The sequence below is a fragment of the Neobacillus terrisolis genome (genome assembly GCF_051233475.1).
GTDB lineage: Bacteria > Bacillota > Bacilli > Bacillales > Cytobacillaceae > Bacillus_BU.
In genome coordinates this window covers 1-10505 of record NZ_JBKFGH010000053.1, presented here as the reverse complement: position 1 = coordinate 10505, position 10505 = coordinate 1, and the positions used below count along the sequence as shown (strand labels likewise).

The 10505-nt window shown below is 39.6% G+C and carries 11 protein-coding genes; 5 read left to right on the top strand and 6 right to left on the bottom strand.

What is annotated here, in order from left to right:
* The first annotated feature begins 233 nt into the window (after positions 1-233).
* Both ACI48O_RS22585 and ACI48O_RS22580 read left to right on the top strand, forming a co-directional pair.
* Positions 234-686 carry an OsmC family protein gene (locus tag ACI48O_RS22585; protein ID WP_435564066.1) on the top strand — a complete coding sequence of 151 codons (453 nt, stop codon included), beginning with the start codon at positions 234-236 and terminating at the stop codon, positions 684-686.
* A 216-nt stretch (positions 687-902) separates the two neighbouring features.
* Entirely contained in the window at positions 903-1220 is a 318-nt protein-coding gene (locus ACI48O_RS22580; protein ID WP_435564065.1) for a hypothetical protein, read from the top strand.
* 361 nt (positions 1221-1581) lie between these two features.
* On the opposite strand, the gene ACI48O_RS22575 is transcribed toward ACI48O_RS22580, so the two are convergent.
* Positions 1582-1836, bottom strand: a complete 255-nt coding sequence (locus ACI48O_RS22575; RefSeq protein WP_435564064.1) for a hypothetical protein — start codon at positions 1834-1836, stop codon at positions 1582-1584.
* A gap of 249 nt (positions 1837-2085) precedes the next feature.
* Between ACI48O_RS22575 and ACI48O_RS22570 the strand changes: the two genes are divergently transcribed.
* Complete coding sequence (locus ACI48O_RS22570; RefSeq protein ID WP_435564063.1) at positions 2086-2217, top strand: anti-repressor SinI family protein; 132 nt, start codon at positions 2086-2088, stop codon at positions 2215-2217.
* Positions 2218-2478: 261 nt separating this feature from the next.
* Entirely contained in the window at positions 2479-2955 is a 477-nt protein-coding gene (locus tag ACI48O_RS22565) for a staygreen family protein (protein WP_435564062.1), read from the top strand.
* A gap of 29 nt (positions 2956-2984) precedes the next feature.
* Here ACI48O_RS22565 and ACI48O_RS22560 read toward each other — a convergent pair whose 3' ends face one another.
* Together ACI48O_RS22560 and ACI48O_RS22555 are read right to left on the bottom strand one after the other, a co-directional pair.
* The gene (locus ACI48O_RS22560) at positions 2985-4694 is read right to left on the bottom strand and encodes a GMC family oxidoreductase N-terminal domain-containing protein (protein ID WP_435564061.1); all 1710 of its coding nucleotides are present in this window, start codon (positions 4692-4694) and stop codon (positions 2985-2987) included.
* 3 nt (positions 4695-4697) lie between these two features.
* Entirely contained in the window at positions 4698-5444 is a 747-nt protein-coding gene (locus ACI48O_RS22555) for a hypothetical protein (RefSeq protein ID WP_435564060.1), read from the bottom strand.
* A 170-nt stretch (positions 5445-5614) separates the two neighbouring features.
* Here ACI48O_RS22555 and ACI48O_RS22550 point away from each other — a divergent pair, with 170 nt between their 5' ends.
* On the top strand, positions 5615-6625 hold the full coding sequence (locus ACI48O_RS22550) for a DUF3231 family protein (RefSeq protein WP_435564059.1): 1011 nt from the start codon (positions 5615-5617) through the stop codon (positions 6623-6625).
* Between the two features lie 171 nt (positions 6626-6796).
* Here the strand turns inward: ACI48O_RS22550 and ACI48O_RS22545 are convergent, their stop codons facing one another.
* The 3 genes from ACI48O_RS22545 to bioW all read right to left on the bottom strand — a co-directional run bounded on the left by ACI48O_RS22545 (position 6797) and on the right by bioW (position 10038).
* Positions 6797-8008: a cytochrome P450 gene (locus tag ACI48O_RS22545; protein WP_435564058.1), complete on the bottom strand. Its 1212-nt coding sequence runs from the start codon at positions 8006-8008 to the stop codon at positions 6797-6799.
* A 70-nt stretch (positions 8009-8078) separates the two neighbouring features.
* Positions 8079-9248, bottom strand: coding sequence for an 8-amino-7-oxononanoate synthase (gene bioF, locus ACI48O_RS22540; RefSeq protein WP_435564057.1), 1170 nt, complete (start codon positions 9246-9248; stop codon positions 8079-8081).
* A gap of 22 nt (positions 9249-9270) precedes the next feature.
* Positions 9271-10038 (bottom strand): 6-carboxyhexanoate--CoA ligase, encoded by a 768-nt coding sequence (gene bioW / locus ACI48O_RS22535; protein WP_435564056.1) that lies wholly within the window; start codon positions 10036-10038, stop codon positions 9271-9273.
* Between the last annotated feature and the right edge of the window lie 467 nt (positions 10039-10505).

The window sequence follows — 10505 nt, the reverse complement described above, 5'->3', positions numbered from 1 at the left end:
CCTCACGATGGACACCCTTGCCATTGGCTAACAGTTCCTACTGCCAAGCCTGTAGTGGACTTTCACCACCAAGTTATAGCCCATGCCGGGCGCACAAATAATCCAAGGGGCTAACTTTAGCCTCTTGGATTATTTTTTGAATATTTAATATTTTCACTTGATTTATACAACTAACCCGATATAATTAGGAAATATAATCTAATTATTCATATACGAAAGGTTGGTTTTAAAATATGGCAAAAGCGACATTTAAAGCAAATGCTCATTTACAAGCAGGAGTCCAAGTGAAAGTTAAGTCCAGAAATTTCGAGGTAACCATCGATGAACCAAAAACACTTGGAGGAACGGATACAGGAATGAATCCTGTTGAACTAGCTCTTTGCGCCTTGGGAGCTTGCCAGGCAATTGTGGCACGAGTGTATTCTAGTAAGTTTAATATTCAACTGGACGATTTCAGGGTTGAGCTTGAAGGTGATCTCGATACAGACGGCTTTTTGAATAAATCTAATGTCCGCCCAGGTTTCAGTGATATTCGCTATAACATTCATATTGAAACAAATGCTCCAAGAGAAAAAGTTGAAGAATTTATCGCCTTTGTAGAAAGTAAGTGCCCTGTTGGGGATACAATCGCAAATCCAGTAAACTTAAAGTTAAATCAAATACTCATAAGTTCTAGTGTTAAGTAATAATTTAAAAAATTGAGCTGAAAAGGGAAGCTTACTACTGGCTCCCCTTTTCTTAATTTTTAGCAATCAAATCCTATAATCTCCCTATGCAGCGCTTTCTCTCTGAAATATTAGACTGGGATATTTTTTATAACATAATAGTGGTATGATATATTTAATAGCTAATAATAATCATAGTTGTATTAATCCCATGCCCCGATAAAAAGGAGATAGATTATGAAAACTTTCGATTTAAAATCAGGAACAAAAGTGATGATTGATGAGACGAAGATTGTGATTGAAAGAACGGGCGGAAAGAGTGCGATGAAGGGATTATTTGCCGGGAGACCTATGGGGCAAATGACGATTAAGACGTCAGCGCTAACAGGATTGATTTTTTTTGCAGACTATTTGGTGATTTGTGCGTCGGGACTCCCTTCTCCAAATGATTTTAAAATAACCAGTGTACCGGAGATAAAACAATATCCAAATTGTATTGTCGGAAAAGAGCAAGAGCTTGAAGAACTGTATCAATATCTTAATGGTTTTATTTAATTTCAGTAAACGTCAACTAACCGTGTTGGCTAAAACAAGAGGCGCCATGGTGGCCATTTTAATATAAATGCGGACATACGATCCTTAATTTTGACAAAAAGTGTTGATTTGATAGGCTAAGCGGACACAGGATTCCTTATTCGTGAATATTGGAGCCTTATTCATACGTTTTTAGTTAAATAAGTGATCCTATGTCCTCCAAAAGTTGAAAACAGGGAAATAACTCAAAAATAAGGTCCCTGATGTCCGTCAAATCCACACGAAGTCCCTTGATTCCCAAAACGTATCCTTCCAAATTGTAAAGTCAGGATGTGACTGACTCCCATTCAAAAAGAAATCATCAGAACCGTCCCCTTGATTACTAAACACCCGATGCAAGCATCCCAATATATACAATTAAACCTCCGACTATTATTAGGACAGTCAAGAAAATATTCAGCATTCCCCATAGAATGAGTTTTTTGTAAGTTACTAAAAAAATTGAAAAGAGAAATCCTACTAGTAATACAATTAATGAGGTCTGAATGGTATAAGAGCCAACAACTTCTGTTAAGATTAGAAGAATACCCAAGATTGGAAAGAGAAACTGTAATGGAACCAATAAACTGTTTCTCATTCTATCTCCCCCCCTTTTCACCGATTAATCTCTCAGTGTAATTTTACACTAATTATACCATAGAACTTGATTATTTTGGTGATATTTTCCAAAAAATCAATAAATTTTGCCGTCTTAATTTTCGACAAATAACCTCTAAAAAATACCCCAAACACCCTCATAAAGAGTCGCAAAATTTCGAAAGTTATTATGAACCACACCAATATAAATGAATTTTTACGTTCAATTTTTTAAAAAAGGAGAATTAATATGAAAAATAGTGAGCTTATTTTCCATACAGATTGGATTCAGTTAGTCAAAGATGCGATGAAATCAAATATATCAAAAGAAGACTTTAAGATGTTTTTAAAAGATAAAAAAGAGAAAAATGATAACAAGTAAATCCCAAATATGCTTTAAACATAAACCATAATAAACCAGATTTGCAGAAAATCTGGTTTATTATGGTTTATTTATGATAGAGGATATTTCAGAACACCTATACCTTTCCAACTAGTCTGGGTAGAAACATTCCCGTTCTATTCTTATATTCCCAGCACCCTTACAGTCATATAGCTATTAACACACACATAAAGTAATCCATATAAATTTATGTTTTTCTATGGACTCAAGCAGATTCATCTTAAATATAGGGGGGATTATATGTCCGTTTTTAATCCACAGAAATTAACCGTTAAACTTATTCCACCTTCCACTTTTGCTCAGCCAATTGAAGAAAGGAAATATACTCTTACGCATTCAGATAATACAGCAGAATTATTTTTAGATATTGGATATGTGTACAACGATAAATCCATTAACCCCATCATGCGTGACGAAGTATTAGCAGAATGGAAAAAAGATTCACATGGTCGTTTAAATTTAGTCGGAACAGCGTATGTAGATGGTGGAGAGTTCAGTCAAAAAATTGCAGACACTCGTTTTAAAATATTCAAAAAAGAAATGGATACTGCACTAAATGGAATTGTCTATGGGGACCGTCCATTTTACATAAACTATCCCTTCCTCGTTGATGCACCCATCTTTATCCATTACTTATCCATTTATCCGCAATATAGGCAGGTTGCTTTTTATGGTACACCTCGCCAATATTTGAACCAATCTATCAAACCCTTCTGACCTTCCCCACCATCAAAGTTGACAACTCATCAACTAAAATATTTACTGGCTAATATTTCAGCTGTTCGTGTAGCCAACGCTTGGGTGGTCAACGTAGGATTTGGTCCTCCAATCGCATTAAAATGAACGCTATTGTCCGCAATAAAAAGCCGTTTCACTTGATATGCTTCACAATTATTATCCACGACAAAGCCCATGCGCATCGTAGATTCAATATGACCAAATAAGTGTGCTGGCCAATCTGTGCGGATAATCTTCTTTGCGCCAGCTTTGCGCAAAATTTCTGCAGCCATTCTAGCTAACTTGTTTCTCTTCTGTTTATCTTCCTCGCTGGCTGTATATCGAACTACAGGAATGGGGCCGTGTTCATCTTTTACTAAAGGATCGATCGTGACACCATTCTTTTTATTGGGCTGATCATCAGTAAAGATCATTAAGCTTAATGTATTTTTGTAATTGTACATCCATTCTTTTAATTCATTCCCTACCACTCGACCTTGTTGATCCCAAGGGTCAGACCGTAATAGATTTTGTCCAAAATGATAGCCACTATCGCTAAACCCAAAGGTTAACGAAGCAAATAATCCCGGACTGACCCCAGATGGCTGAATGCATCCTAAACCTGGATAGTCAAATCTCCCCCCTGATGTAGGACCAACAAACGGATTCACATTGTGCTGGCCCAGAATAGCCATTAGATCCTTTTCATCAAATACACCCGTAACCCAATCCCAATAATGGTTCGTTAATCCTCGGCCAACCCATGAATTTTGTGGTAGTTCTGAATTAAGCCAGAGTCTTGGACTTTCGATACAACCTGCTGCCATGACAACCACTTTTGCGTACAATTCACCGGACTCTCCTGTCCATGTATCTCTGTACTGAACCCCAGTTGCGCGGATTCCTTCCTTAGCATCATTTTCCGTCAAAATCTTGGTTGTATATGTATTAGGTCGAACTTCTACATTATTTGTTTTTAAGGCAAGAGGAATGTAGCTTACGTTGGTCGGACGTTTAGCTGCTTTGTCAACCGATGGGCCATGTGGACAACCATTGACACAATGACCGCAAAGCGTACACCCCTCCAATTTAGATACTTCTTCCAAACTGGTCTCGGAATCCATCAACCGCTCATTTGGAGGAAGAATGGCATTAGGTTGCGGACGGTATCCGGGTGAAGTTGGATTTAACGTATTCAGCATCGACCAACCGGCTTTTTTTGCACCGTAATAAAACAATTCTTCTTTTGCAGTAGTGGGAGCAGGGCTGACTGGTAATGTAGCTTCTACCTTTTCATAATAGGGAATCAACTCACGATAAGAAATGGGCCAGACCTCATCTATTGCCATTGAATACGCTCTCGGTGAATTTCCCCAATAAACCTGTGTTGTCCCACCAACACCCGTCGTCTGCCAAATGAGCCCATTTTTTGGGACATTCCGGTACCAAGCTGGACGTCGTCGATCCGCTGGTCCCCACCTGAAACGGCCAAATTCAAAGGAATTCATCGTATGTTCATGTTTTGTATATTGTTGCCGTAACAGGTTTATATCTAAGTCTTCCTCACTGGAACTGCTAATGGATCCGCGTTCTTGATTAGGTTTGTTCCATTTTTTATTCCCATACCAAGGACCAGCTTCAAGGAGGATTACTTTAACCCCTAATTCTCCCAACTCTTTGGCGATTACCGCCCCACCACCACCAGAACCTATAATGATTACATCCGCATCTGTATTCATTGATCATTTCCCCTCTTCTGAAAATTTATCAATTAAAAATCCCCGCACTGCCCGATAACCGAATGATGGACCGGGATAATCCAGGCTTTCCCATGTCATTGGTTGTCTTTCAAAACGGTGATTCTCCGGATAGGCTAAGCGAGTCGATCCAAGCGAAAACCATTCGGAATAATAACCAAACATAACCATTTGATGCAAAGCCGTTACAACATTCTTGATTAATCCTGCATTGTTTCGAAATGGTGAAGGCAGAACTTCTAAATCAACTTGAAGATTTTCTAATAATCGGATCGCCTCTAACCGGTCATCAGGGGAAAGAGCTGCAAATAGACCACCATCCGGATAAGTAGAAAAATCAACAGGACCTTTCATTTTTCCGGAAACGATCAGTTGATAAGCGGATATATCCAGTATTCTTGCAGTTTGAGAAGATATCTGGGCAGTTTTCACACCCCATTCTCCTTGGATGGATACATAATGATCCAATGTCCAGAGAATATAATCGTCTAATCGTAAATCCAATGCTCCTAATGTTGAAGGGATGATTACATCTACCAATGCCATAAATGTGGCTCTTGTGTGAGGAATACTAACAGTGTTTATCATTTGAACAGGTAGGTTGAGAGCGGTGGATGCAGACTTGACATTTTTCCCCGAAGAAACTTGGTCTGTCATGATAGTGTTTATTTGCTCGAAAATGTTTTCCCAATACGGTTGTTTGGATTCTGATTTTCCTTCAAATTGATCCATAAAGACGCTCTCCTATCTACAGAAATACTTTTTCTAAATTATTATTTCTAATTCTGTTTTTTTTAGACGTTGGAAAGAGATTGTTTCCAATCAAATTTTAGGTGCATAAAATGGAGTTTTTAGAAAAGAATAAGCACACATAAGATTCCCTGCAAATTGGAGGAAGAACCTTGGAGAAGAATAACCTGATTCGATTAACTGCTCCTGAAATTACGAGCATATGGACTCAATATATTTTTGACACGATGTCCATTTGTTTTTTTAAATATGCACTACAGCATATTGAAGATCCTGATGTCAAAACGCTTTACCAAACCTCAGATGAATTATCAAAAAAGCATGTTCAAGAAATCGCCCAATTTATGCTAAACGAAAATTTCCCGGTTCCATATGGGTTTAAAGAAGATGAAGACGTAAACGCAAACGCACCTCGTCTATTTCTAGACCCTTTCTACTTAAATTACATATATATCATGACGTTGCAGGGGTTAACCGGCTACTCTCTTTCAGTTAGTACGGCTATTCGGCCAGACATACGAAAGTTTTACATAACCTGCATGAACGAAACAATGATGCTTTACGAACAAACCCTTGATGTTATGCTAAAGAAAGGACTTTTCACACGACCTCCAATTATCACACCACCGAAATCTTATGATTTTGTTCAACACCAAACTTTTCTAACTGGATGGTTTGGAAAACGCCGACCACTGAATGTTATGGAAATTGGAGATATTTTTTTCAACATGACGAAAATGCATTTGCATGCTGCTTTAAAGGTGGGATTTTCCCAAGTGGCCCAGGCAGAAGATGTTCGTCAACATATTAAAAGAGGCTTGGGCATTAGCAATAAACATTTAAGAGTGTTTGAGTCAGTTTTTAATGAAGAGCATTTGCCTTCACCCGTTTCTTGGCAATCGATGGTTACCAACTCTACTACTCCACCCTTTTCAGATAAATATTTGTTGTACCAAATTCAATTATCTACACAATTATCGATTGGGTATTATGGGTATGCGTTGAGTGTCAACTCACGGAGAGATCTAGGAGTTCATTACGTTCGCTTAATTTTAGAACTAATGAAATTTGCAGAGGACGGAGCAAATATCATGATAAAACACGGCTGGTTAGAGCAGCCCCCAACCGCCAGTGACCGGGACTCGCTTTCCAATGGGAAATGATGCAGAGGATGCAGAGGGACGGTTCTACTGTATCTCAAACCATAAACTTTATTAACTTCTTCATTCACGTTTCTCTAATAGGCATGGCTACTTTACAGGTCGAAAACAGCATGCATTCGAAGCAGTGAACCTTATGGGTAGGTCCATGCTTCGAGTGTCAATTGCCCTAAATTATGAAAAGCTAATTGGCAGCTCTTTTAGTGCCCTAAAGCCAGCAAGTTCTCTCCATTGCAGTTGACTTGTCGCTAGCTGCAATAGATTGAATCGCCCTAGGAGAGTTTGAATTGCGATTTGGGCTTCCATACGTGCTAACGTTGAACCAATACAAAAATGCGAACCGGCCCCAAAGGCAAGATGCGGATTTGGATTTCTGGTAATATCAAGTTGATTTGGATTCTTGAACTGTCTCGGATCACGATTGGCGGCACCCAACAGGATGTATACCTGCTCGCCCTGTTGAATGATGGTTCCGTTCAGTTCTATCGTTTCTGTTGCAACACGGGCTGTCAACTGGGTTGGGCTTTCAAACCGCAGGAATTCCTCTACTGCTGATTCTATCAAGGTTGGATTCTCCCTTAGCAATGTTAATTGCTCACGGTTGTTCAACAAGGATAACATTGAGTTGCTAATCAGATTGACTGTTGTCTCATGTCCCGCGATGACAAGCAAAATGCAGGCTGCCAGTAATTCCTCATCTGTCAACGTATCCCCCTGCTGCCCTTCTTCTATTAAAATACTAATAAAATCGTGCTGAAGATGTTGTTTCCGCTGTTTGATTAATTGTTTGAAATACTCCATTAACCGTTTCGTAGTATCGTTTCCATTGGCGAGAACTGTTCTAGACCTTGTAAAATCTATGGTTGGGATTAAGGTGAGGGTCCATTCTCTGAACTGGTATCGATCTTCCTCCGGTACACCTAATATTTTGGCGATGATTTGACTTGCCAACTGGAAAGCCAGGTCAGTCACAATGTCCATTTTTTTGTTATTCTTGACCTGATCAATCAAATCATCAACCGTTTTTTCAATATATGGGCGGTACTCTTCCATCGCACTGGTGGTAAACCCTTTACTCATCAACATGCGGAGCTGTTTATGATCCTGTTGATTTTTAAATAACAACATATTGTCTTGAACATTTTTCAAAGCCTCATATTTCTTTGAAGCTTGCGGCAGCGGAGTGCGGTTTTGAAATTTAGGATTTTTAAGAATGGCAACCGACTCTTCATATCCAGTGACATACACACCGGGATATTTAAATGCACTCATTTTTAAAATAGGATTTGTCGAACGCATTTGATCGTAAATCGGGTAAGGGTCTTCCAAAAACGCTGAAGAAGAGAGCGAAAATGGCTTTATTTTTAAAGCTTGGGTATTTGTCATTTTATTAGTACCTCTTTACTATCTTTATTTTTCAAAAAAGATTTGGACATTCCGGCACTGTCACTCCGTATCAGATAATATGTAATTCTTTGCCGATTAAATGAAATGTCCTTAATAAGTAGTCTATATCTGCCAAACTATGATCCGCTGTTACGGTTAACCGGATGCGGCTTTCCCCGCTTTCGACGGTTGGCGGTCGAATGGCAGGTGCATAAATTCCTTCTTCTTGCAGCCTTTTCGCAAAAAGTTGAGCAGAAAGAGGATCGCCAATGATGACAGGAATAATCGGGGTATCCTCTCCTTTAAGAGAATAACCCATTTCTTCTAACCCCATTTTGATGTGATCGGCCTTTGCCAGGAGCAGCTGTCGCTTTTCCTGACTATGCTCCATGATTTCGAAGGCAGCAAAGGATGCAGCACAGATGGCTGGTGGCATAGCAGTTTGAAAAATAAAGGTCCGCGCATGATTTCTTAGAAAATCGATTAGCACTTGGGAGCCGCAAACAAAACCACCTTCCGTGCCCACCGCTTTACTGAGTGTACCAATCACAATATCTGGTTTTACATTGAAATATTCACTTGTTCCTCTGCCATTTTCACCTAAAACCCCGGTCGCATGAGCATCATCCACAATGACAAACGCATCGTACTGCGCGGCAAGGGACATGATTTTTTGTAATGGGGCAATCGTTCCATCCATACTAAACACGCCATCCGTTACAATAAAACGGCGCTGATAGGTTCGAGCTTTCTCAAGCTTTTCTTCAAGGTCGCACATATCAATATGGTTATAAACAACCGTTTCTGCTTTCGATAATCGACATCCATCAATCAGACTGGCGTGGTTTAATTTGTCGCTTAAAATAACGTCGCCCTTTTCCGGTACGGCCGACAATACGCCGACATTCGCTAAATAACCGCTAGAAAAAAGCAGCGCTGCCTCGGTTCGTTTAAAATCGGCGATTTTCTGTTCCAGCATTAGATGCCATTTCGTATGGCCTGTCGTTAATCTTGAGCCACTGCTCCCTACTCCAAAAGTATGAAGAATCTCTTCTGCTGCATAAATCAACCGATGATCATTGGCGAGCCCTAAATAATTGTTTGATGAAAAGACCAGCTGTGGGCGGTCATCCACCGACATTTTTGGACCGGGAGCGCTGTCCATCTTCCGCAATGTGCGGTAAAGACCTGCCTCGATCGTATGATTTAATCTTTTGCTTAACCATTTATCCAACTCCATTTGCATTCCCCACTCTTTCTTTCTAACACTGAACGACTATTGGCTGTTTTTCCAGATAGTGTATGTAAGCTTCTATGTCCTCTGAGTCTTCTGACCGATCGATGAAGAAAATTCGGCAGCCTTGTTCATCTCCAAATTCCTTTAGTTTTGAGATTCGTTGATAGCCAAGCTGCTTACTCGCCACATATCCGGTTACATATTCAGGATCATCTGACCAGCATAACTCGGCAACGGTTGCCGGATGTGCACTGACCTTTGTTGCAAGCACTAGCGCCTCTTTGACTCTGGGATTGTTCGGCATTTTGTTGTCGGTTGCCCATTTGGTGAAATTGTTGATGGGCCAGTCCATCCGAGAGACGCGAATCCCCCGATCGCGTCGTTCATCCAAACGCTCGCCTGTTTGAACATCAACTACTATCGCACCTCTGATTCCTGAATATTCGCTCATTTGTTTGCGTGCTTTTTCGATAATTTGCGGTTTGATGCCGACCGATTGAAGCAGCTTGGTTGCTACGGCCTGCCCCTCTGCTACAGACTCCACATCATTTGTGGTGATCTGCAGCGGCTTTAATGTTTTGAATGGTTCATCGATGGCTTCAAACTGAATTTGCATGAAATCCGGTTTGCCTCTTGTATGGTTTAAACCTTTTTCAAGTAAAGTGTTGATTGCTTGTTGTAGATTGCTGTAAGTTGCGAGGGTTTCTCCTCCGGAAATATGTTTCCCCCCTTGCTCATGAGGGCCATTCATGGAAGCTCTCATTCTGACACTGTAATGCTGTTCTTTTTGCAAATTTATTCCCCCGCTATGTAGTTGTATTTTTATGTTGATTTGATCTTGGTAATAGTTTTTTTGCAGTTTTTTTAATCCTGACGGAGCTTTTTATAAAAATATCCCGGATTTTTTATAAAAATGGTTGTTTTTTAGACGGAAAATCGAGTTTTCTTATAAAATATTGCTCGTTTTGCGGGATTTTCCGCTTTTTTAAAAATTTATTTGCCCGCAGAAAGGGCAATATGCCCGTTTAATTGTGGAAATGGGACATTTCGAAAAATTTATGAACCAACTTTGAAAATATATGAACCAACTTTGCAAATTTATGGTACAACTTTAGAATTTTATCGGACAAGTTCGAAAATTTTTCGGACAAGTTTACATTATATCGGGTCAACCCCCTAAGTTTGGACATATACTCATGTTTTCTCACGATTCCTTTGTTTTTAAAAAAACTTTTTTATCTATACAGCGATTGGTTTTTT